At 63.3% G+C, this 21,326-nt stretch carries 19 protein-coding genes and 1 other RNA gene; 9 read left to right on the forward strand and 11 right to left on the reverse strand.

The genetic code is table 11. The features are described from left to right. Positions 1 to 45: 45 nt before the first annotated feature. The 6 genes from K328_RS0121240 to tkt form a co-directional block, all read right to left on the reverse strand. A complete protein-coding gene (locus K328_RS0121240; protein ID WP_028467681.1) occupies positions 46 to 849 on the reverse strand; it encodes an inositol monophosphatase family protein in 804 nt (267 codons plus the stop codon). Positions 850 to 923: 74 nt separating this feature from the next. Next, positions 924 to 1,490 carry an elongation factor P gene (efp, locus tag K328_RS0121245; RefSeq protein ID WP_028467682.1) on the reverse strand — a complete coding sequence of 189 codons (567 nt, stop codon included), beginning with the start codon at positions 1,488 to 1,490 and terminating at the stop codon, positions 924 to 926. A 261-nt stretch (positions 1,491 to 1,751) separates the two neighbouring features. Continuing rightward, positions 1,752 to 2,393 carry a thiamine phosphate synthase gene (gene thiE, locus K328_RS0121250; RefSeq protein ID WP_028467683.1) on the reverse strand — a complete coding sequence of 214 codons (642 nt, stop codon included), beginning with the start codon at positions 2,391 to 2,393 and terminating at the stop codon, positions 1,752 to 1,754. 76 nt (positions 2,394 to 2,469) lie between these two features. Continuing rightward, entirely contained in the window at positions 2,470 to 3,399 is a 930-nt protein-coding gene (locus K328_RS0121255) for a class I fructose-bisphosphate aldolase (RefSeq protein WP_028467684.1), read from the reverse strand. 27 nt (positions 3,400 to 3,426) lie between these two features. Then, positions 3,427 to 4,434 (reverse strand): type I glyceraldehyde-3-phosphate dehydrogenase, encoded by a 1,008-nt coding sequence (gap, locus tag K328_RS0121260; protein ID WP_028467685.1) that lies wholly within the window; start codon positions 4,432 to 4,434, stop codon positions 3,427 to 3,429. 65 nt (positions 4,435 to 4,499) lie between these two features. Next, positions 4,500 to 6,518, reverse strand: coding sequence for a transketolase (tkt, locus tag K328_RS0121265; RefSeq protein WP_051285359.1), 2,019 nt, complete (start codon positions 6,516 to 6,518; stop codon positions 4,500 to 4,502). Positions 6,519 to 6,815: 297 nt separating this feature from the next. On the opposite strand from tkt, the gene K328_RS0121270 reads away from it, so the two are divergent. The 5 genes from K328_RS0121270 to K328_RS0121285 all read left to right on the forward strand — a co-directional run bounded on the left by K328_RS0121270 (position 6,816) and on the right by K328_RS0121285 (position 8,995). After that, positions 6,816 to 7,037, forward strand: coding sequence for a hypothetical protein (locus K328_RS0121270; RefSeq protein ID WP_028467687.1), 222 nt, complete (start codon positions 6,816 to 6,818; stop codon positions 7,035 to 7,037). 4 nt (positions 7,038 to 7,041) lie between these two features. Then, positions 7,042 to 7,374, forward strand: a complete 333-nt coding sequence (locus K328_RS0121275) for a cell division protein ZapA (RefSeq protein ID WP_028467688.1) — start codon at positions 7,042 to 7,044, stop codon at positions 7,372 to 7,374. Positions 7,375 to 7,387: 13 nt separating this feature from the next. Next, a non-coding RNA gene (gene ssrS, locus K328_RS26515) (6S RNA) lies at positions 7,388 to 7,543 on the forward strand. 28 nt (positions 7,544 to 7,571) lie between these two features. Then, complete coding sequence (locus tag K328_RS0121280; RefSeq protein ID WP_028467689.1) at positions 7,572 to 8,183, forward strand: 5-formyltetrahydrofolate cyclo-ligase; 612 nt, start codon at positions 7,572 to 7,574, stop codon at positions 8,181 to 8,183. Next, positions 8,180 to 8,995, forward strand: coding sequence for a TIGR00282 family metallophosphoesterase (locus K328_RS0121285; RefSeq protein WP_028467690.1), 816 nt, complete (start codon positions 8,180 to 8,182; stop codon positions 8,993 to 8,995). Before K328_RS0121280 ends, K328_RS0121285 begins: the two co-directional genes overlap by 4 nt. A 10-nt stretch (positions 8,996 to 9,005) precedes the next feature. Here K328_RS0121285 and K328_RS0121290 read toward each other — a convergent pair whose 3' ends face one another. Further along, positions 9,006 to 9,848, reverse strand: a complete 843-nt coding sequence (locus K328_RS0121290; RefSeq protein ID WP_028467691.1) for an isocitrate lyase/PEP mutase family protein — start codon at positions 9,846 to 9,848, stop codon at positions 9,006 to 9,008. A gap of 226 nt (positions 9,849 to 10,074) precedes the next feature. Here K328_RS0121290 and K328_RS0121295 point away from each other — a divergent pair, with 226 nt between their 5' ends. The 3 genes from K328_RS0121295 (at position 10,075) to K328_RS25340 (ending at position 15,892) form a co-directional block, all read left to right on the forward strand. Continuing rightward, positions 10,075 to 11,496, forward strand: coding sequence for a M20 family metallopeptidase (locus tag K328_RS0121295; RefSeq protein WP_028467692.1), 1,422 nt, complete (start codon positions 10,075 to 10,077; stop codon positions 11,494 to 11,496). Positions 11,497 to 11,612: 116 nt separating this feature from the next. Continuing rightward, positions 11,613 to 12,734 carry an efflux RND transporter periplasmic adaptor subunit gene (locus K328_RS25335; RefSeq protein ID WP_051285361.1) on the forward strand — a complete coding sequence of 374 codons (1,122 nt, stop codon included), beginning with the start codon at positions 11,613 to 11,615 and terminating at the stop codon, positions 12,732 to 12,734. Continuing rightward, positions 12,731 to 15,892 carry an efflux RND transporter permease subunit gene (locus K328_RS25340; RefSeq protein WP_051285363.1) on the forward strand — a complete coding sequence of 1,054 codons (3,162 nt, stop codon included), beginning with the start codon at positions 12,731 to 12,733 and terminating at the stop codon, positions 15,890 to 15,892. The genes K328_RS25335 and K328_RS25340 overlap by 4 nt, the downstream gene beginning before the upstream one ends. A 43-nt stretch (positions 15,893 to 15,935) precedes the next feature. On the opposite strand, the gene K328_RS25345 is transcribed toward K328_RS25340, so the two are convergent. The 3 genes from K328_RS25345 to K328_RS25350 form a co-directional block, all read right to left on the reverse strand. Then, positions 15,936 to 17,378 carry an inorganic phosphate transporter gene (locus tag K328_RS25345; protein WP_051285365.1) on the reverse strand — a complete coding sequence of 481 codons (1,443 nt, stop codon included), beginning with the start codon at positions 17,376 to 17,378 and terminating at the stop codon, positions 15,936 to 15,938. 89 nt (positions 17,379 to 17,467) lie between these two features. Further along, positions 17,468 to 18,409: a sugar kinase gene (locus K328_RS0121315; RefSeq protein WP_028467693.1), complete on the reverse strand. Its 942-nt coding sequence runs from the start codon at positions 18,407 to 18,409 to the stop codon at positions 17,468 to 17,470. Continuing rightward, a complete protein-coding gene (locus K328_RS25350; RefSeq protein ID WP_036555309.1) occupies positions 18,406 to 19,050 on the reverse strand; it encodes a bifunctional 4-hydroxy-2-oxoglutarate aldolase/2-dehydro-3-deoxy-phosphogluconate aldolase in 645 nt (214 codons plus the stop codon). Before K328_RS25350 ends, K328_RS0121315 begins: the two co-directional genes overlap by 4 nt. A 130-nt stretch (positions 19,051 to 19,180) precedes the next feature. Between K328_RS25350 and K328_RS0121325 the strand changes: the two genes are divergently transcribed. Then, positions 19,181 to 19,939, forward strand: coding sequence for a phytanoyl-CoA dioxygenase family protein (locus tag K328_RS0121325; RefSeq protein WP_028467694.1), 759 nt, complete (start codon positions 19,181 to 19,183; stop codon positions 19,937 to 19,939). Positions 19,940 to 19,942: 3 nt separating this feature from the next. Here the strand turns inward: K328_RS0121325 and K328_RS0121330 are convergent, their stop codons facing one another. Further along, positions 19,943 to 21,292 carry a class-II fumarase/aspartase family protein gene (locus K328_RS0121330; RefSeq protein WP_028467695.1) on the reverse strand — a complete coding sequence of 450 codons (1,350 nt, stop codon included), beginning with the start codon at positions 21,290 to 21,292 and terminating at the stop codon, positions 19,943 to 19,945. Between the last annotated feature and the right edge of the window lie 34 nt (positions 21,293 to 21,326).

A 21,326-nucleotide genomic window follows, 5' to 3' on the forward strand; every position in this document is an offset into this window, starting at 1 on the left:
TGCGGGTTTAGTTGCGGCCCCCTTTTCAGGGGGCCGGCAGCGGGGTCAGGCCTTCGTCGCGTCCCGCAATACTTTCAGGAGCTTGCCGTGCACCTGATCGTTGGCAGCGACGATCTCGCCGGTTTCCAGAGCCTTGTCCCGGTTCCGGTAGTCGGTGCAATAGCCGCCCGCTTCCTTCACGATCAGCAGGCCGGCGGCGATGTCCCAGGGGCTGAGGCCGCGTTCCCAGTAACCGTCATACCGGCCGGCGGCGACATAGGCGAGGTCGAGCGCGGCGGCGCCGAGGCGGCGCACGGAGGAACAGCGGGTCATCACTGCTTCAAGCTGCTTCAGGTAGAATGCATGATCGCCGCCACGCAGAGTCGGGATGCCGGTGGCGAAAACGCTGTCCTCGAGGTTCCGGCGTGCTGACACGCGCAGGCGGCGGTCGTTCAGGAACGCGCCCTTGCCCTTTTCCGCCCAGAACAGCTCGTCCCGGGTCGGCTCGTAGATCACGGCGGAGACGATTTCGCCGGCTTCCTCAAGCGCTATGGAAATCGCGAAGTGCGGGATGCCGTGCAGGAAGTTCGTGGTGCCGTCCAGCGGATCGATGATCCAGCGGCGCTTCAACTCGTCCTTGCTCTCGATTTCGTTGCCTTCCTCAAGCAGGAAACCGTAATTGCGCCGGGCGTATTTCAGCTCGTCGACGATGGTGTTTTCCGCGGCGGTATCGGCGTTGGAGACGAAATCGGCAGGGCCTTTTTTCGAGACCTGGAGCTGTTCGACCTCGTTGAAATCGTGCAGCAGCTGGCGGGTCGCCTTCATGGCGGCCTTCACCATCACGTTGATTGCGGGCGAACGGCTCGCCATGGTCTCTCCAGTTCAAACAGGGTCAGGGCGATGCGGGCTATCCCGGCATCCAGCCTTGGTTTTTTGGGCCAGCCTTAATCTTTGGCGCGTTCGACGTAGGTGCTGTCTTCGGTCCGCACGACAACGCGGGTGCCGCTTTCGATATGTGGCGGCACCAGGATCTTCACGCCGTTTTCGAGCATTGCCGGCTTGTAGGAGGAGGAGGCGGTCTGCCCCTTCACCACAGCGTCGGCCTCGACGATTTCGAGCACGACGGTTTCCGGCATCTGCACGGAAAGCGGCTCGCCTTCATGGCTTTCGATCTGCACTTCCATGCCGTCCTGCAGGAACACCGCATTGTCGCCAAGCAGGTTTTTGTCGATCTGGGTCTGCTCGTAGGTCTCGTTGTCCATGAAGGTCAACAGATTGTCTTCGGCGAAGAGGAACTGGGCCGGACGCTGCTCCAGACGGACGCGCTCGACCTGCTCGTCGGCGCGGAACCGCTCGTTCAGCTTGGTGCCGGACCGGATGTCCTTCAGCTCGACCTGGTTGAAGGCGCCGCCCTTGCCGGGTTTCACAGCCTGGGTCTTCATCGCGACCCACAGGCGGTCCTTGTGTTCGATGACATTACCGATGCGGATGGCGTTACCGTTGATTTTCATATCTCTGTCCGTCGATCAGTCGAAGTGGCCAATATTGCGCAAATCTGCGCAGGCGCGCTCGTATTTCAGGTGCGGCGCGCTTTTATCAGGTTGCGCGGGTGGAGTCTATTGGCGGGAGCATGTGCATACCTGCCTTGAGCCTGTGTAGGAGAGGGGCGACCGGTACGGTTTGAACGATTGATTTAGCAGGGAGTGCCGCTCTCATGAGGCCATCGGCCCGCATCCGGGATGGTTCCCGCTCTTGAAGCTGATGCGATCGGATTATGAGCGTGCCATTAGCTCGTTGAACGCTTTCACCGCAGCCGCCGGTCCCTCCGGATGTTTCCACACGGCGGTGATCACGCAGAGAAAGTCCGCGCCAGCGTCGATCAGCGACGGTGCGTTCTCCAGATTGATGCCACCGATGGCAACGCAGGGGATGGTGGAGATGGCGGCCCAGCTCTGTAGTGTCTCGATTTCGGCGTGGTGGAGAATTTCCTTGGTTTCTGTTGGATAGAATGCGCCGAAGGCGACGTAGTCGGCGCCGCCTTCCGCGGCTTCCATCGCCAGATGCAGGGAGTTGTGGCAGGTCACGCCGATCATGGCCTCGTCGCCGAGAATGCGGCGGGCTTCATTGTAGGGCGTGTCCTGCTGGCCGACATGCACTCCGTCGCAACCCGTCAGCAGGGCAAGATCCGGGCGGTCGTTCAACAGCATCGGCACGCCGCGTTCGTGGCAGATCGGCAGGAGCGTTTCCGCGGCCCGCTTGATCTCGTCGTCGGAGACTTCCTTCAGACGGAGCTGCAAACAGGCGACCGGTCCGGCATCAAGGGCGGCGGCGAGGTCTTCCGCAAAGGCGTCGATCTCGATCTTCGGCGGGGTGATCAGGTAAAGCTCGCAGCGCGGCTCGGACTTCGCGGACATCTTTTAGGCCTCTGGATATGAAAACGGCGCCCACCCTTTCGAGCGGGCGCCGCGTCTAAGCGGTATGGGGCGAGGTTTACGCCTTGCCCTTGTAGATGTCGATGATGGTGTTCAGCATCGCCATTGCTTCCTCGCGCGGACGCTGGAAGGTGTTGCGGCCGATGATGGAGCCGTTGGCCCCGCCATCGCGCAGACCGCGGATCTCGTTGTAGAGACCGTCCAGATCCTTCGCTTCGCCGCCGGAGAAGACGACGATGCGGCGGCCGTTGAAGCAGGACTGCACAACATGGCTGATCCGCTCGGCCATGGTGCCGATGGCGATCTTGTTGGCTTCGTAGGACTTCTTCGCGGCGTCCAGCTCAAGATGCTCGGTCGGCGGCTTCACCTTGATGATGTGGGCGCCGAGCAGGGCGGCCATGTGGGCGGCATAGGCGCAGATATCGACCGCGGTTTCGCCCTTCTTGGTGAGATCGCCACCGCGCGGATAGGACCAGACCACGACCGCGAGGCCGTATGCCTTGGCTTCTTCCGCCATTTCCCGGATCTGCCCCATCATCTCGAAGGCATTGTCGGAGCCCGGATAGATGGTGAAGCCGATGGCGGAGCAGCCGAGACGCACGGCTTCCTGCACGGAGCCGGTGATCGCCTGGCTCGGTCCGTCCTTGTCGCGGGCGAGGCTGTTGGAGCTGTTCACCTTCATGATCGTCGGGATCTGACCCGCGAAGGTGTCAGCACCGGCCTCGATCATGCCGAGCGGAGCGGCATAAGCGGAGAGACCGGCATCGATCGCCAGCTTGAAATGGTAGTGCGGATCATAGGCATCCGGGTTCGGTGCGAAGCTGCGGGCCGGGCCGTGCTCGAAGCCCTGGTCGACCGGCAGAATGACAAGTTTGCCGGTGCCGCCCAGCTTGCCCTGCATCAGGATGCGGGCGAGGTTGGCTTTCGTGCCCGGGCAATCGCTTTCGTAATTGTCGAGGATGCGCTTGACGCGTTGGGTGATTTTCATCGCCTTCGGTCCTTCTCTCTCAAGTCTTTAAAGGGTCGCCGCAACCGCTGCGGTGGTGTCCAGCATGCGGTTGGAGAAGCCCCATTCGTTGTCGTACCAGCTCATCACGCGGACCAGCTTGCCTTCGACCACCTGGGTCTGGCTCAGGTCGAAAGTGGAGCTGTTCGGGTTGTGGTTGAAGTCGATGGAGACCAGCGGCTCGTCATTGGTGCCGAGGACGCCTTTCAGCTTGCCGCCCGCTGCCTTGACGATGGCGGCGTTGACTTCCTCGACGGTGGTTTCGCGCTTCGGCACGAACTTCAGATCGATCAGGCTGACATTGGCCATCGGCACGCGGACGGAGGTGCCGTCCAGCTTGCCCGCCAGTTTCGGCAGCACCAGGCCGACAGCCTTGGCGGCGCCGGTGGTGGTCGGGATCATCGAGCTGGCTGCTGCGCGGCCGCGATAGAGATCCTTGTGCATGGTGTCCAGCGTCGGCTGGTCACCGGTATAGGCATGGATCGTGGTCATGTAGCCATGCTCGATGCCGATGGCTTCGTTCAGCACATAGGCGACCGGGGCAAGGCAGTTGGTGGTGCAGGAAGCGTTTGAGATCACCGTGTGCTCGGCCGTGATCTGGTCATGGTTCACGCCGTAGACGACGGTGAGATCGACACCGGTGCCCGGAGCGGAGATGATGACGCGCTTGGCGCCGGCCGCGATGTGCTTGGCCGCGTCTTCGCGCTTGGTGAAGAGGCCGGTGCATTCCAGCACGATATCAACACCGAGTTCCTTGTGCGGCAGGTTCGCCGGGTCGCGTTCGGCGGTCACCTTGATCGGGCCCTTGCCGTAATCGATGGTGTCGTCGACGACGGTGACATCGAACGGGAAGCGGCCGTGGTTGCTGTCCCACTTAAGAAGATGCGCGTTGGTCTTAACAGGACCCAGATCGTTGATGGCGACGACCTTGATGTCATCCCGTCCGCTTTCCGCGAGTGCCCTCAGAACCAGACGGCCGATCCGCCCGAACCCGTTGATGGCAACATTGACGCTCATCAGTTTTCCTCCAGATTTTACAGTCTCTTACAAGAACGCCGCCCCGATGGGCGGCGCAGATGGGATTATCCCAGACGTTTTTTGACCTCGGACACAACGGCATCGCTGGTGATGCCGAAATGTTTGTAGAGGTCGCCAGCTGGCGCGGATGCGCCGAATGAGTTCATGCCGACGAAGATACCGTCGAGCCCGATCAGACCGTCCCAGCTTTGCTGGATACCGGCCTCGACCGCGACCATGAGTGTGCCGGAGCCGAGCACTTGCTTGCGGTAGTCGGCATCCTGAGCCTTGAAACGCTCCATGGACGGCATGGAAATCACGGCCGTGGCAACGCCGTCGGCTTCCAGGGTTTTCTGCGCCTCCAGGGCGATTTCGATCTCGGAGCCGGTGGCGAGGATTGTTACCTTGCGATCACCGGAAGCGTCGGAGAGCACGTAGCCGCCCTTGGCCGACAGGTTCTCGGAGGTGTCGCCGCTGCGCACCGTCGGCAGACCCTGCCGGGTTAGCGCGAGGACAGACGGGCGATGCTCGTCCTGCAGCGCGGCGAGCCAGCATTCCGCCGTCTCGATCGCGTCCGCCGGGCGGAACACGTTCAGGTTCGGGATGGCCCGGAGCGCGGCCACATGCTCGACCGGCTGGTGCGTTGGGCCGTCTTCGCCGAGACCGATGGAATCATGGGTCATGACGTAGATGACGCGCAGGCCCATCAGGGCGGAGAGCCGGATCGACGGGCGGCAATAGTCGGTAAAGACCAGGAAGGTGCCGCCATAGGGGATCAGGCCGCCATGCAGGGCCATGCCGTTCATCGCGGCGGCCATGGCATGCTCGCGCACGCCGTAATAGATATAGTGGCCGCCATAGCTGCCGGCGCTGACCGCATCCTGGCCGCCGACCTTGGTGTTGTTGGAGCCGGTCAGGTCGGCCGAGCCGCCGACCAGTGCCGGGATCGCCGGCTGCAATACTTCCAGCGTCTTCTGGGAGGCAACGCGGGTGGCGAGCTTCGGCTTTCCTTCGCCATGCTTGGCGATCAGCTCCTTGATGGCTGCCTCGGCACCTGCGGGCAGCTTGCCGGACAGGGCAGCGTCGAAAGCCTTCCGGGTTCCGGCTTCGGCCGTGTCGTACCGCTGTGTCCAGGCAATATGAGCCTCGGCCCGGTCGGCGCCGATGGCGCGCCAGGCTTTGAGTACGTCCGCCGGTATTTCGAACGGCGCGGCGCTCCAGCCGAGATTTTCGCGGGCACCGGCGATTTCGTCGGTGCCGAGCGGGGCACCGTGGGAGGAGGACTTGCCTTCCTTGGTCGGCGCGCCGAAGCCGATCTTGGTGCGGCAGGCGACCAGGGACGGGCGGTCGTCCGAACGGGCGGCTTCGATGGCGGCGGAGACAGCCTCTGCATCGTGGCCGTCGACCTGGCTGACATGCCAGCCATAGGCTTCGAACCGCATCAGCTGATCGTCGGAGACCGACAGATCGGTGGAGCCGTCGATGGAGATGCCGTTATCGTCGAACAGCACAACCAGTTTGCCGAGCTTCAGATGGCCGGCCATGGAGGCGGCCTCGTGGCTGATACCTTCCATCAGGCAGCCATCGCCGGCGATGACATAGGTGTAGTGATCAACCAGATCGTCGCCGAAGCGGGCGTTGTTCATGCGCTCGGCGAGTGCCATGCCGACCGCGTTGGCCAGACCCTGGCCGAGCGGGCCGGTCGTGGTCTCGACGCCGCTCGTATGGCCGTATTCCGGATGGCCCGGCGTCTTCGAGTCGAGCTGGCGGAAATTCTTGATCTCGTCCAGCGTGACGTCTTCATAGCCGGTCAGGTGCAGCAGAGAATAGATCAGCATCGAGCCGTGGCCGGCCGACAGGATGAACCGGTCGCGGTCCGGCCAGTTCGGCGCCTTCGGATCGAAATTCAGGAATTCGGAAAACAGCACGGTCGCGACGTCGGCCATGCCCATCGGCATTCCGGGATGGCCGGATTTGGCCTTTTCCACCGCGTCCATCGAAAGGGCGCGGATCGCATTCGCGAGCATATCGTGCGAAACGGCGCTTCCGGTACCGTCGCTTGCATCAGAAGATGTCGTGTTCATGAGCGTCAATCGGGTTCGGCGGCGCCCTTCTCCGGAACAGGGCCGGACGGGAGGCCGCAACTGATGATCGGGGCGGGCGCAGGAACACCGTCTCAGCCCCTTAAAAGGCGCGGTGAAAATGCCGTCCCACCTCGCGCGCGTCAACTCTGTAGTTCATGTGGGCTTTTCCGGCTCGGTGAGGGCGGCGGTCGGGGCCGCTTAAAGGGCGCGCGTTGACGCCTTGATATCCGGCTTTGTATGCTTCTGCCGCCGGGCGCGTGATGCCCGGAATCCAAAGTGTTGGAAGGATCGGACCGGATGTCCCGACTCGACGAAGCCGCCGCCCGTCTGGAAGCCGCCATCGAGCGGCTGGATACGGCCGCTCACCATGCGGTCGAACTCAGTTCCCGGTCGGCCGAGCTGCAGGCCGAACTCGATGCGGCGAAAAAGGAATATGCCGAACTGTCCAAGGTCACCGATGAGGTCAGCGAGAAGCTGGACAAGACCATCGGCCGCCTGAAATTCGTGCTGGAAGGATAGTTCATTGGCCCAGGTCGAAATCACCATCAACAGCAAGAACTACCGGATCGCCTGCGAAGACGGTCAGGAAAGCCGGATCGCCAGCCTCGCCGCCATGGTCGATTCCCATGTGAAGGATCTGGTCGATCAGATCGGGCAGATCGGCGATACAAGGCTGCTGGTCATGGCGTCCCTGCTGATCGCGGACGAACTCGTCGATCTGCGCGAGATCGAGCGGGAAGTCTCCACGGAGGGGGGCTCCGTGTCCCTCGGCGACGGCGAGGAAAAGATCGTCTCGGCCCTCAATGCGATGGCCGGACGGATCGAGAGCATTGCGGACCAGCTGGAACGCGCCTAGATATACCCGCGGACGGTGGCTGCGCGATTTGTCAGGTCACACAATCCCTGGGGCTATAATCGATCCTTCGGGAGCTGTCTCTGGCGGGGCCCTGGCCTCGTTATGCGGCGCCCACCTGCTTTGCAGGCCACAGAGGGTTACAACGGCCAACGGTCGAGGTGGCGCCGTCCGCATACCTCCAAAAATGAAAGCCGCTCGTGCCTGCATCCACGCCCCTTAATGACACGCTCGCCGCCGATAAAGCGGCCCTGCGCAGTGAGATCGAGGCAAAGCGCGGTATCGCGCACGATGCGTTGGGCGAAGCTGCTGGTGCCGCGATCCGGGATCATTTTCTCGGCATTGCCCTGCCACCCGAAACCACTGTTATCGCTGCTTACTGGCCTTTCCGGACCGAGATTGACCCGCGCCCGCTGATGCTGGCCCTGCATGCGCGCGGTTATCGCGTTGTGCTGCCGGTCGTCGTCAGGAAAGCCGCGCCTCTGAAATTTCGTCTCTGGGGACCCGGTGCGACCCTGGTGAAGGCTGGACTTGGCGGTCTTGTGCCTGATGTCGGTGCACCGGAGCTTGAGCCGGATCTGTTGCTCGTTCCCATGCTCGCGTTTGACGATACCGGTTTCCGCCTCGGCTATGGCGGCGGGTTCTACGATCGTACGCTGGAACGGCTGCGCGGGCTGAAGCCGTTACGGGCTGTCGGCGCCGCCTACGAGGCGCAGCGGGTTCCGGCAGTGCCGCGCGATGCCACGGATCAGAGACTGGACGCCATGCTCACCGAGGCAGGCCTTGCCGATTTCGAAGGATCTCCCGCATGAGAGTGCTGTTTCTTGGTGACGTCGTCGGCCGGTCCGGGCGCGAGGCGGTACAGAACCATCTGCCTGAATTGCGCGAGCAGCTTGCCGTCGATTTTGCCATCGTGAACGGCGAGAATTCCGCCGGCGGTTTCGGTATCACGCCGGATATCGCCGAAGCACTGTTCGATGCCGGTGCCGATGTCATCACAACCGGCAACCATGCTTTCGACAAGCGCGAGATCCTGACCTATTTCGACGCCGAGCCCCGGCTGCTGCGTCCGGCCAACTATCCCGCCGATACGCCAGGCAAGGGCAGCGGCCTGTTCCCGACGGCGGACGGACGCTTCGTGCTCGTCGCCAATGTCATCCTCCGCCTGTTCATGGATACCAGCGACGATCCGTTCGTCGCGGCGGAGAAGATCGCCGAGGAATGCCCGCTTGGTTATGGCGCGGATTTCATCTTTATCGACATGCATGGCGAGGCGACGTCCGAGAAGCTGGCGCTCGGTCATTTCCTCGATGGCCGGATCAGCGCCATTGTCGGCACGCACACCCATATCCCGACGGCCGATCACATGATCCTCCCGGGCGGGACGGCCTATATGACCGATGCCGGGATGTGCGGCTCCTATGAGGGCGTTATCGGCATGCAGAAAGAGGCGCCGGTCGAGCGGTTCCTGTCCAAATGGGGACGGCCCCGGCTGGAAGTCGCCGAGGGTCCGGCGACAGTGTCCGGCCTGCTGATCGAAAGCGACGACGCCACTGGCCTCGCCACCCGCGTCGCCCCGGTCCGCCTCGGCGGTCTGCTTTCCGAGGCCTTTCCGGACTTCTGAGCCGCTCTTTCTACTGCTTGATCGAGCGTTTCTCCGGCGACATTAGACTGGCGACCTCCGCATCCGGCATGGCGTCTTCGGCGTAAGTGAATGTTCCGGTGTTGAGCGTTTCCTCTGCGGCTCGCTTCAGGGCACCAAGGGCAGCGCGGGCAAAGGAGCCGCCAACACTGATGCGGCGCACACCGGCCTCCGAAAGCTCGTCTACGGAGAAGGCCTTGCCTTGCAGGCCCATCACCACATTTACCGGTTTGTCGACTGCGCGGCAGACCGTTGCAATGGCGTCGATATCGGGCAGGCCCGGAGCGTAGAGAACATCCGCGCCAGCTTCCGAAAAGGCCTGGAGCCGGTCGATCGTGTCTACCAAATCTGGTTTACCCCAGAGATAGTTCTCAGCCCGTGCCGTGAGCAGGAACGAGCGGCCTTTCGCGGCTTCAGCCGCTGCCCTGACCCGTTCCGTGGCCTGGTGCAAGTCGTAGATCGGTGCGTCCGGATTGCCGGTCGCGTCCTCGATCGAGCCGCCAACCAGCCCGATATCCGACGACAGCCTGATTGTTTCCGCACATGCTTCCGGGCCAGCGCCGAAGCCGTCCTCGAGATCGGCTGAAACCGGCAGGTCCGTCGCCGCGATAATGGCCGCCGCATTGGTTAGAATTTCCTCCCGGCTCAATCCGGCGAAGGAATCCCGCTTGCCGACGGAAAAGGCATATCCCGCACTGGTCGTCGCCAGCGCCGCGTACCCCAGATGCGTGAGAATGCGTGCCGAGCCGGCATCCCACGGGTTCGGCATGACGAATGCCCGGTCCCCGAAATGCAGGGATCTGAATGTTTCGAATTTCTCGGTCTGTGACGGCATTGTCTGTCTCCGATTGGCAGCGATCATCTTTATCATGATGCGAACAAATCAAGAACAAAAATAACCAAAAGAGATATTATGCCGTTCGTGCGCCGCACTTGACCCGGTAGCAGCTCCGGCGCATCGTTTCTGTCCTTCCAAGCGACCCTTGCGCTGCCCCGCCCTGAGACTTCCTGCCTTTCCGGGCCTGCATCCGGTCGAGAAAATGCGTCCAGGAGAGACTGCCATGTCGAATGCCGAGCTGATCTGGGATCTTGTCGATGAGCACCGCGAGACGTTCATCGAGCTGGCTGACCGGATCTGGGGCATGCCCGAGATCTGCTACACCGAATACCGCTCTGTCGAGGAGCACCGGAAGATGCTGGAACAGCAGGGCTTCCGGGTAACCGAGAACGTTGCCGGCATTCCGACCGCCGTGATGGGCGAGGCGGGCGAGGGCGGCCCGGTGATCGCCATCATGGGCGAATATGACGCCCTTCCGGGACTCAGCCAGGTCGCCAATATCGCCGAGCCGCAGCCGGTTGAAGAGGGCGGGCATGGCCATGGGTGCGGGCACAACCTGCTCGGCTCCGCCGCCATGCTGGCCGCGGCCGGTCTGAGGGATTGGCTGGAGGAGACGGGCACGCCGGGCCGGGTCCGGTATTACGGCTGTCCCGCCGAAGAGGGTGGTGCCGCCAAGGGCTTCATGGTCCGTGCCGGTGCCTTTGACGATGTGGACGCGGCCGTCACCTGGCACCCCGCGGGCGTTACCAAGGTTCAGAAGGCGAATTCGCTGGCCAATACCCGGATCGACTTCTCCTTCACCGGACGCAGCAGCCATGCGAGCTCGGCGCCGCATCTTGGCCGCAGTGCGCTGGATGCCGTGGAACTGATGAATGTCGGCGTGAATTACATGCGCGAGCATATGCCGCCGGATGCCCGTATCCACTACGCGATGCTGGATGGCGGCGGTGTTGCGCCGAACGTGGTGCAGGGCTTCGCCAAGGTACGTTATGCCGTGCGGGCCGGAGAGCTGGCCTCCATGCAGACGCTTGTCGAGCGGGTGAAAAAGGTTGCCGAGGGCGCAGCGCTCATGACCGAAACGAGCGTGACCGCCCAGATCGTCAGCGCCGTATCGAACATGCTCGACAACGAGCCGATGCGCAGGACCATGTTCGAGAATTTGCAGCGTCTCGGCCCTGTTCCTTTCGATGCCGAAGACCGAAAATATGCCTCCGAAATCCAGGCGACCCTTTCGCCGGAAGATATCGGCAGCGAGTATCGCAAGGCCGGCGTCGAGGAACGGGAAGACACGCCACTGTGCGACTTCGTCGTGCCGTTCGATGCGCAAGGTGTCTCAATGCCCGGATCGACGGATGTGTCCGATGTCAGCTGGGCGGTGCCGACCATTGAGGCGCGGGTTGCCACCCATGCCATCGGCACGCCGGGACATTCCTGGCAGATCACGGCCCAGGGAAAGGCTCCCGCCGCGCACAAGGGCATGATCTATGCTGCCAAAGCGATGGCCGGGACTGCGGTCGATCTGGTTCGCGACGCTGACTTGCTGGCCGCCGCGAAGGCCGATCACGCCGCCCGTATGGCAAAGACGCCCTATCGGTGCCCAATCCCCGACGATGTGCAGCCGCCGATTCAGCCCCGGCCGGAATAATCCGGCCAGCTCTTTTCACAGATCTACTCGCGGCTGCAATAGACAAAACCCGACGGAGCACTACACTCTTCGGCATCGCATTCGGGTAGTCCAATGCGAGGAATGGGACGGTTCGGATGAGCGTGACTCGTCAACTGCTGATATTGCTTGTAGGGGCCGTCATTGTGGCCGGCGGATGGTTTTATCGCGGTCCCATTTTCGGCATCGAGGAAAAGGCTGGCGAACAAAGCGCGGGCAAGAAGAGCCGTGCGGCAGCCGTTGTCGTCGCCGATGTGAAATTCCTCAAGGAGAGGCTCCGGACCGAAGCCGTCGGAACCGCGCGCGCCTTTCAGTCCGCACGGCTGCATCCGGTCACGAACGGGCATGTGACCGGGGTGTCGGTTGCTACCGGCGCGAAGGTGGGCAAGGGCGAGGTCCTTCTCGAACTGGACCACAAGTCGGAGACGCTCGCCGTCGATCTGGCCCGTGTTCGCCTTGAGGCCGCTCAACGTATCGCCGAACGACTGAGCAAGCTCCGCAGGAGCGGCGCCTCGACCCAGGCCGCACTCGACGACGCTGTGACGGCGGTCGATGCTGCTAAGATCGAGCTTGAGCGGGCGCAGGTCGCGCTTGACGATCGTTATGTCCTGGCGCCGTTCTCCGGCCGTATCGGCATGACCGATATCGATGTGGGCGACCGGGTGGACACCAGTACCGAAATAGCGGTTCTCGACGACCGGTCGGCTTTGCTGATCCGCTTCGAGGTGCCGGAAGCCATGCATGGCAGGATTGCTGTCGGCGACCCGGTCGGCCTCGCTCTCTGGAGTGGAGAGTCAGGGCCGGTCGAGGATGGCACGATCTACGACACCGGAAGCCGGATCGACGAAGCGACGCGGACTTTCGTTGTGCGTGCGCGGATTCCAAATCCCGATGACCGGTTTCGCCCCGGTATGAGTTTTCGGGTCACGCTTGATGTTGAGGGACCGGAGCGCGCGAGCGTGCCCGAGGTGGCAATCCAGTGGGGTGGCGACGGATCCTTTGTCTGGGCGATTTCCAATGGCGTCGCCAGGCGTCTGCCGGTCTCCATTGTCCAGCGGCAGGCTTCGACCGTGCTGCTCAACGGTGCGTTCGAGCAGGGCGACAAGGTTGTGACACAGGGGCTGCATCGCATGCGCGAAGGCACCAAGGTCGAGATCCTGCCGGGAGCCGGCCCTGAAGCTGCACCGGTCAAGGCGTATCAGGACGCGACCACATCATGACGACGAACGGAGGCCCATCCTCCTCCCCGTCCCCGTTACAAAACGATCTGCCATCCATCAGCGTCCGCCGTCCCTGGCTGGCGCTGGTCCTCAATCTTCTCATCGCTCTCGCCGGCGTCGCGGCGATTATGGCGGTGGAAGTGCGCGAGCTGCCGAATGTGGATCGGCCGGTCGTTTCCGTTCGCGGCATTCTCGACGGTGCCTCGCCGGAGACCATGGACAGTGAGGTCACAAGTCTGGTCGAAGGCGCAGTCGCCCGGGTCAACGGGGTGAAGCGTATCCGCTCCTCGAGCGAGGAGAACAATTTCCGTCTGCATGCGGAGTTCAGCCCCTCGGCTGATCTCGATGTGGCCGCGTCCGATATCCGCGAGGCGGTGAGCCGCGTTCAACGTGAGTTGCCGGAGAATGTCGAGCAACTGACCGTCATCAAGGCCGACGCGGATGCGAGCCCGGTGATGCGGCTCGCCGTCTTCGGGCATGGTCTGACGGAAGAGGAGCTGGCGCATGTCGTCGAAACGGACGTCATCCCGGAGCTGATCTCTATCGACGGCGTTGCCGACGTGACCCAGTACGGGGACCGGGCGCGCTTGCTGCGGGTCGTGCTCGACCCGATGCGGCTGAGCGCTTTCGCGTTGTCCGTCGCCGATGTCATTGCCGTGCTGCAAAGCGCTCCGTTCGATATCCCCGCAGGCAGCTTCGCGTCGACGGACCAGGAGCTGCTGGTGCGCGCGAACGCGACGGTGGAGTCGGCGAGAGAGGTCGAGGACATCATCATCCGGGGCGCTGTCCGGATCGGGGACGTGGCCCAGGTCTTCTTCGGGCCGGAAGATCCCGAGAGCCTGGTCCGGGTCAATGGCGAGGAGGTGATCGGTCTCGGCGTCATCCGGCAGGCGCAATCCAACACCATCGAGATTTCGGAGAATGTCGCCAAGGCCATTGCCGGTCTGAACCGGCGCTTCGACAAGATCGAGGTCATGGTGACGTCAGACGATGCGCTCTTTATCGAAGGCTCGGTCTCGGAGGTTCTGTTCAGCCTGCTGCTCGCGGTCCTGATCGTCATCGTGACGCTCTGGGTCTTCCTCGGCTCTCCCGCCGCAACGCTGATCCCGTGCGTTTCCATTCCGGTCGCGCTGGTCGGATCGGTTGCCGCGATCTGGGCTTTCGGCTTCTCGATCAATATCCTGACCTTGCTGGCACTGGTTCTGGCAACCGGCCTGATCGTCGATGACAGCATTGTCGTGCTTGAAAACATCCAGCGGCGGCGTGCCCAGGGACTTGGTGGCAGGGCTGCGGCCGTCCTCGGCACGCGCCAGGTTTATTTCGCGGTAATCGCGACGACCGCGACCCTGATCTCCGTCTTCGTGCCGATCTCCTTCCTGCCGAGCACGGCCGGGCGGCTGTTCCGCGAGTTCGGTTTTGTCCTCGCCATCGCGGTGATGATCTCGTCCTTCGTGGCTCTGACCCTGGTGCCGGCTCTTGCGGCACGGCTCGCGGATGCCGGACCAGACCGCCTTGGGCTGAGAACGGCGATGGGGCGGATCGGAGATTATTTCGCGAAGTTCTACGGCGTCACGCTGAGGGGAGCTCTTTCGGCCCCGATCCTTGTCATAGCCGTGTCGCTGGCTCTCGCCGGTGGCGCCTGGTTCACTTTCAATATTCTCGACCAGGAATTGCTCCCGTCGGAGGATCGCGGGCGGATCTATATCCGCGGAGACGGGCCGGACGGTGTGGGTCTCGAATACAGCAACAAGCAGGCCGACCTGATGGAGGCCATCCTGCAGCCCTATGTCGATAGCGGGGAGATCAGCTCGATTTTCACCATTGTCGGGCGCTGGGATTTGAACCGGACCTTCATCTCTGCGCCGCTTGCACCGTGGGACGAGCGCAGCCGGTCGCAGCAGGAAATCCTGTCCGAGATACGCAAGAAGATGAGCCAGATCCCGGGCGTCCGGGTCCGGGCCTATAGTCCGAACAGCCTCAATCTCCGCTCCGCCGGAAGCGGCGTTGAAGTGGCGCTCGTGGGCAACGACTATCTGCGGCTCTATGAGGTTGCGAAGACACTGGCGCGCGCGATCGAGGACCGGCTGCCGGACCTGTCCGACGTGCGGATTTCCTATCAGCCGACGCAGCCGCAGCTTTCGATCAATATTGACCGCCGCCGGGCCTCCGATCTCGGTGTCAGTCTGGAGGATCTCTCGGATGTTCTGCAGGTCACGATCGACGGACTGGAAATCGCCGATCTGAACGTGCGGGATGAATCCATCCCGATCCGCCTTGAAGCCATTGGCGGCGCGATAGACGATCCGACCGATCTGACGAACCTCTATGTCCGGACCAGCCAGGGCAAACTCATCCCTATCTCCAGTCTGGTGACCATGAAAGAGGAAGGCGTGGCGGCCGAGCTGGACCGGCATGTCCAGCGCCGCGCGGTGGAGCTGGATGCGGACCTTAAGCCCGGCCTGCCTTTGAGCACCGCAATTCATGACGTTCAAAGGCTCGCGGCCGAGATCCTTCCGGACGATGTAAGCCTGGTCCTGCTGGGCGAGGCGGAAGCGCTGGAGGAAACCTCGAACGAGGTCGCGATCACCTATGCCATCGCAATGATCGTGGTGTTCCTTGTCTTGGTGGCCCAGTTCGAAAGCCTGACCAGTGCGGCTATCGTGGTGCTGACCGTCCCCTTCGGGATTGCGGCGGCGATCTACGCGCTGCTGCTGACCGGCACCTCGGTCAATATTTACAGCCAGATCGGTCTCGTGATGATGATCGGGCTGATGGCGAAGAACGGTATCCTTGTGGTCGAGTTCGCGGACCAGCTGCGCGATCGCGGCTTCAGTGTGCGTCAGGCGGTCGAACGGGCGGCTCTCGTTCGCCTCCGCCCGATCGCCATGACGATGATCTCGACCATTCTCGGTGGTCTGCCCCTGATCCTGAGCACCGGTCCCGGCGCCGAGGCGCGGGGCGCCATCGGCTGGGTCGTGTTCGGCGGCCTCGGGCTGGCGGCGGCCTTCACCCTCTACCTGACACCGGTGATCTATATCGCGCTTGCCAGCCTGTCCTCGGCCCGTGCCGATGCAGCCGACAAGCTGGACAAGGAATTGAAGCACGCCCATGGGATTGCCGATGTCGCAGAAGCAGAGGCAGAGCAGCCGGGCCAATGATTGACCGGGCTGTTTCAGAGCTTTGGCTGGGCTCTTTGGATAGTCAGATAAACTGGTTGATGATCCAGAACAGGGCTGCGGAGATCAGGCCGGCGGCGGGGAAGGTGATGGCCCAGACCGCTAGAATGCGGATGGCATCATCGCGCCGGATCAGCATCCGTTGCTTCTTCTGCTCCGCGCCTTCTTCCAAAACCTTCTGCACCTGCTGGCGCCGGGCCAGGAATTCGCGATAGATTCCGATCCCGAAGATGGCACCGACAGCGATCTGCGTGGTGCTGACAGGCAGGCCGATCCAGGAGGCGGCGGTAACGGTCGACGCCGTTGCCATGGCAATCGCATAGGCCCGTACCGGGTTGATCTTGGTGATGCGGGTGGCGACGACCTTCACCATGCCGGAACTGAAAAACAGCAACCCGCATGAAAGCCCGAGCGCGCCAAGCACAAACACCCAGACCGGGATATCCAGCGAGAGACTGAGGTCGGACGTCTGCTGTACATGCAGGATGGCGGTGACCGGTCCGGCGATGTTGGCGATGTCGTTGGCGCCATGGGAGAAGGCGAGAAAGCCGCCGGCCACGATCAGGGGCACCCGGAACAGCGCCTGCACGGTCTGGTTCCGGTTTGCCAGCCCCATGGAGCTGCGGCGGATATAGGGCCCGGATATGGCCAGTGCGGCGATAAAAGCACCCACGACGGCGGTGGTCAGAACCGGCGTCGTCGGGCTCCAGACATTGGCCAGGCCCTTTGCGATTAGGAAGAGCGTGAAGAGGGCGGCCATGGCGGCAATCAGGATCGGAATCCAGGTACGGGCGGCTCTCACCTTGTTCTGCACGCCGAGCAGTTCAGACCTGATAAAGGCGAAGATCAGAACGGCCGCGGCGGCGCTGGCCATCGGGGAGAGGAACCAGCCGAGCGTGATCAGGGAGATTTCCGGCCAGACGACGGCATCAACACCGATAGCGAAGACTGCTACACCCACGATCCCGCCGATGATGGCGTGGGTCGTCGAGATCGGCGCCCGGAGAATGTTCGCCGCATTGATCCAGAGGGCGGCGCCGGTCAGGGCCGCGAGCATGCCGATGACGAACTGCACGGGGTCCTGCACCGTATCCTGATCGACGATGCGATAGGCGATACGGCCGGCAACATGCTGCCCGGCAAACAGGGCGCCGGCGGTCTCGGCCACGGCGGCAAGCAACAGGGCGGCTCCAAGCGGCAGCGCCCGCGCGCCGACCATCGGTCCGACGGAATTTGCAACATCGTTCGCGCCGATATTCAGAGCCATATAGCCACCGGCGAGAGCCACGCAGGCCGAGAAGACGGCGTCCTGGGGGCTGCCGAAAAAATAGCCGATGAGAAGTGCTATGCAGGCAAAAGCAACCGCAAGCAGACATTGCCGGAAGGACAACGTGACCGGTTGGCCGATGACGCCGCTAAACGCGCCGCGCCCGAGAGCCTTCTGAAGATTGGAGATATCAAGCTGCATGTAATTGGCCCGGTCGAGCGCTGCCCGTTAAGTGAAGCGGGGACGCCTGGATGCCACAGTATGAGTCAGTGGAACGGTGAGGAAAAGCACTAGTCGGAAGATGTGGGTTCTGAGGAACCGGCCAGGGCGGCTTCAACCTCCGGCCGTCGCGGCATCGGGCCGACCGCGCCGAAGCCCCGGGTCGACAATGCGGCCGCCATATTGGCATGACGTCCCGCCGCGAACGGATCACCAGTCCGGAGATATTCGGCGAGAAAGCTGCCGTCGAACGTATCGCCGGCTCCGGTGGCATCCCTGGCGTCGGTCGCATGTCCCGGAAGCCGCTTCCGGTCTGTCGCCGTGGCAATCAGGCTGCCTTCTGAACCGAGGGTGAGGGCGACGATTCCGGCACCGAGATCGAGATAGAAATCGGCGATGGCATCGGGGTCGCTCTTTCCGGTCAGAAGGGTCGCGTCGTCCAGGCCGGGCAGGGCGATATCGGCGTCGGCCATCGCGGCATGGGTCAGGGCCCGGGCCCGGTCCAGCGGCCAGAGCTTCAGCCTTAAATTGGGATCGACCGAGACCTTGACGCCTGCTTCTTTCGCAAGCGCGATCGCCGCGAATACGGTGTCCGCCGCATTGTCGGAAATCGCCATGCTGATACCGGAGAGGTGCAGGACCTTGGCGTCCCGGATCATCTCGCGCGGCAGAAAGCCTGGCGTCATCAGGCTCGCCGCCGATCCGGCGCGGTGATAGCTGAAGCGGTGTCCGTCCGGGCCGTGTGTGACGAAATAAATCCCCGTGTGACCGTCCGCGCAGGTTTCGACCCCGCGCGTGTCGATGCCTTCGTTCTCCCAAAGCTCCATGAAGCTCTCGCCGAACGTATCGCGGCCGATCCGGGTGAGATAGCCGACGGAGGCGCCCTGCCGGGCGGCGGCCACGGCGACGTTCGAGGTGTCGCCGCCATGCCCCGCGAGATAGCGTTCGTCCGGCTGCTGATTGAATTCCAGCATCGGCTCTCCGAGGCAGAGAAGATCGGGAAAGCCGGTCATGAATTTACCGAGGCGAAAGCCTGGGCGACGGCCTCCCGGATCGGCCCTGGGTCGTTGGCCTTCAGGGCAGGGATAGAGACGAGTTCGCCGCCCATGCCGAGGCAGAGTGCGCCGGCATCGAGATAGGCCTTCGCCGTTTCCGGCGAAACGCCGCCTGTCGGCATCAAGGGGATTTCCGGGTAGACCGATTTCACGGCCTTGAGGAAACCGGGGCCGCCGCATTCCCGGGCAGGGAAGATCTTCACGATGGCCGCACCGGCGGCCCAGCGCGCTTCAACCTCGCTCGGTGTCGCGGCGCCGGGCAGGTAAGGCAGCCCCGCTGCCGCGGCAGCTTCCGCGACGCCGGGCGCCGCTCCGGGGGAGACAAGGAACCGGGCTCCTGCCCCTGCGGCCGCGATAGCCTGCGCCGGGGTGCGCACTGTGCCGGCTCCGATCAGCACGTCTGGCGCTGTCCGGGCAAATGTCTCGATGACGCGGTGCGCATCCGGTGTGGTGAAGGTCAGCTCAAGCGCCTGCATTCCCGCATCGAGCAGCCACTCGCAGGCGCGGATCGCGAGGTCCGCACTCGGCGTCCGGATCACCGGTACCACCTTGATCGCCTCCAGGCGCGCACGTAGCGCTACGCCCCGATTTTCCGACATGCCCCGCCTTCCCCATTATTTTGCGTGAGTCTCCACGATTCCACCCGTCAGGACAAGGGCATCGCGGCCGCGGCGGGACAAAGAGAACGGGCGGGGCTAGGCTGACGGGAAAACGGAACGGGAGGAAGAAATGCTGAGTTCCGATCAGGCCGCGCGGTATCACGAGGACGGCTATGTCATCCCGGATTTTCGTCTCGGTGCGGATGCGTTGGAGGAGATCAAGGCGCTGCATGCCGCTTTGCTGGAACGGCATCCGGAGTTCAGGGATTATTGCTCCGCTCTTCTCGATTATGAGCCGGCTTTCAGGAAATTCGCGGCGAGTCCCGAGATCCTCGACATGGTCGGCCAGCTCATCGGGCCGGATATTGCGCTCTGGAACATGAGCTTCTTCGCCAAGCCGGCTCATGGCGGCAAACGGACGCCATGGCATCAGGATGGCGAATACTGGCCGATCCGGCCGCTCGCGACCTGCACCGTCTGGCTCGCCGTGGACGAGGCGACACCGGAGAACGGCTGCCTGAAGTTCATCCGCGGCTCACACAAGGACCAACGTCTCAAGGCGCACAGCCGAACCGACGCGACCGATGTGACGTTGAACCAGGAACTCGACCCCGCTGCCTACGATGAACGCGAGGCAGTCGATCTGGTGCTGAAAGCCGGGCAGCTCTCGCTGCACGATGTCTATCTGCTGCACGGCTCGGAGGCGAACCATTCGGACAAGCCGCGCCGGGGCATGACCATGCGGTTCATGCCGACGACGAGCCTGTTCGACCGCGAACTGGCCAAGCGAAAGTCCGAGACCCAGAAGATCCGCGACCAGTCACGCCAGAAGGTGTTCCTGATGCGGGGTGAGGACCGGACGGGCCAGAATCAGTTCGAGAATGCCTGAGTGTCAGTTGCGCCGTTTCAGCAAAAGCCGGCGGACCATCTCGGGCGCTTCGCCAAGATAGTTTTCCGGTTTGGTCAGGGCCTCGACGCTGGCCCGGTCGAGCGCGCCGGAAATCTCCGGCTCGGCCATCAGCGCATCGAGGAACGTCGCTTCGCCGGAGAGCGCCTTGCGGCAGCAATCGTAGACCACGTCATGGGCCACCTGCCGGCCGATATGTGGGGCGAGGCCCATCATCACCGCTTCGGCGACGATCAGGCCCTTTGTGGTGTCGAGCACCTGGCGCATGGCGTCGGGCCGGACTTCCAGCCCTTCCAGCACTTCCGCCGCCGCGGCGAGGCCGCCGGAAGCGACGATGAAGGCTGTCGGCAGGGCGTGCCATTCGACATGCCACTGACCGGTCGCGCGCTCATGATCCTGCACCATCGCGTCTAGCATGGCGCTGTGCTGCTCGCGCACGATCTTGGCGGCGGCCAGCATCATCTCCGAGGAGATCGGGTTACGCTTCTGTGGCATGGTCGAGGAGGCGCCGCGCCCGGCAACGTAGGGCTCCAGCACTTCGCCGGTTTCGGTTTGCATCATCAGCATGATGTCATAGCCGATCTTGCCGATGCTGGCGGCGACGAGGGCCAGGAAACCGGTGACCTCGGCGAAACCGTCGCGGATGGTGTGCCAGGTGATGTCCGGCACGGCGAGGCCGAGTTCTTCCGCCAGCGCCGCTTGCGTCGCGAGGCCATTGCCTGAGAGCGAGGCGAGCGTCCCGGCGGCGCCGGAGAACTCGACCACCTCAACCCGGCCGCGCAACTCGGCAAGGCGGATGCGGTGCCGGTCGATGGCGGACAGCCAGGTTGCGGCCTTGAAACCGAAGCTGACCGGCAGCGCGTGCTGCAGATGGGTGCGGCCCGCCATCGGGGTGTCGGCATGCTCTTCCGCCAGCTTGGCCAGCGCGGCGGCGATCCGCTCCAGATATTCCTCGACGATGTCGAGCCCGGCGCGAACCTGCAGCACGTCGGCGGTATCCATGATGTCCTGGGTCGTCGCGCCCCAGTGGCAATATTGCCCGAGCCCGTCCGGCGCCCAGCCGGAAAGCTGCTCGACCAGCGGCAGGATCGGGTAGCCGACGATCTGGGTCCGGGCGGACAGCTTGTCCATGTCGATCTTGTCGATATCGGCAGCCTCGGTGATCGCCTTCGCGGCGTCTTCCGGGATCAGGCCGAGCTTCGCCTGTGCCCGGGCCAACGCCGTCTCCACGTCGAGATAGAGCCCGAGGAGCGTATCGTCCTCGAACAGGCCGCGCATGTCGGCGGTGCCGAACATGTCTCCGTAGATGCTGGATTTGACGACGATGGAAGGCATGGAAAGGCTCCGCTTGGTTGGACGGGGACGAGAC

The organism is Nisaea denitrificans DSM 18348 (assembly GCF_000426505.1).
Classification (GTDB): domain Bacteria; phylum Pseudomonadota; class Alphaproteobacteria; order Thalassobaculales; family Thalassobaculaceae; genus Nisaea; species Nisaea denitrificans.

Coding starts and splice junctions, on each gene's coding strand:
- K328_RS25340 (WP_051285363.1), top strand. CDS start 12,731: ATGACGACGAACGGAGGCCCATCCTCCTCCCCGTCCCCGTTACAAAAC.
- K328_RS25345 (WP_051285365.1), bottom strand. CDS start 17,378: ATGCAGCTTGATATCTCCAATCTTCAGAAGGCTCTCGGGCGCGGCGCG.
- thiE (WP_028467683.1), bottom strand. CDS start 2,393: ATGTCCGCGAAGTCCGAGCCGCGCTGCGAGCTTTACCTGATCACCCCG.
- efp (WP_028467682.1), bottom strand. CDS start 1,490: ATGAAAATCAACGGTAACGCCATCCGCATCGGTAATGTCATCGAACAC.
- K328_RS0121290 (WP_028467691.1), bottom strand. CDS start 9,848: ATGCCGTCACAGACCGAGAAATTCGAAACATTCAGATCCCTGCATTTC.
- gap (WP_028467685.1), bottom strand. CDS start 4,434: ATGAGCGTCAATGTTGCCATCAACGGGTTCGGGCGGATCGGCCGTCTG.
- K328_RS0121295 (WP_028467692.1), top strand. CDS start 10,075: ATGTCGAATGCCGAGCTGATCTGGGATCTTGTCGATGAGCACCGCGAG.
- K328_RS0121285 (WP_028467690.1), top strand. CDS start 8,180: ATGAGAGTGCTGTTTCTTGGTGACGTCGTCGGCCGGTCCGGGCGCGAG.
- K328_RS0121325 (WP_028467694.1), top strand. CDS start 19,181: ATGCTGAGTTCCGATCAGGCCGCGCGGTATCACGAGGACGGCTATGTC.
- K328_RS0121330 (WP_028467695.1), bottom strand. CDS start 21,292: ATGCCTTCCATCGTCGTCAAATCCAGCATCTACGGAGACATGTTCGGC.
- K328_RS0121270 (WP_028467687.1), top strand. CDS start 6,816: ATGTCCCGACTCGACGAAGCCGCCGCCCGTCTGGAAGCCGCCATCGAG.
- K328_RS0121240 (WP_028467681.1), bottom strand. CDS start 849: ATGGCGAGCCGTTCGCCCGCAATCAACGTGATGGTGAAGGCCGCCATG.
- K328_RS25335 (WP_051285361.1), top strand. CDS start 11,613: ATGAGCGTGACTCGTCAACTGCTGATATTGCTTGTAGGGGCCGTCATT.
- K328_RS0121255 (WP_028467684.1), bottom strand. CDS start 3,399: ATGAAAATCACCCAACGCGTCAAGCGCATCCTCGACAATTACGAAAGC.
- tkt (WP_051285359.1), bottom strand. CDS start 6,518: ATGAACACGACATCTTCTGATGCAAGCGACGGTACCGGAAGCGCCGTT.
- K328_RS25350 (WP_036555309.1), bottom strand. CDS start 19,050: ATGTCGGAAAATCGGGGCGTAGCGCTACGTGCGCGCCTGGAGGCGATC.
- K328_RS0121315 (WP_028467693.1), bottom strand. CDS start 18,409: ATGACCGGCTTTCCCGATCTTCTCTGCCTCGGAGAGCCGATGCTGGAA.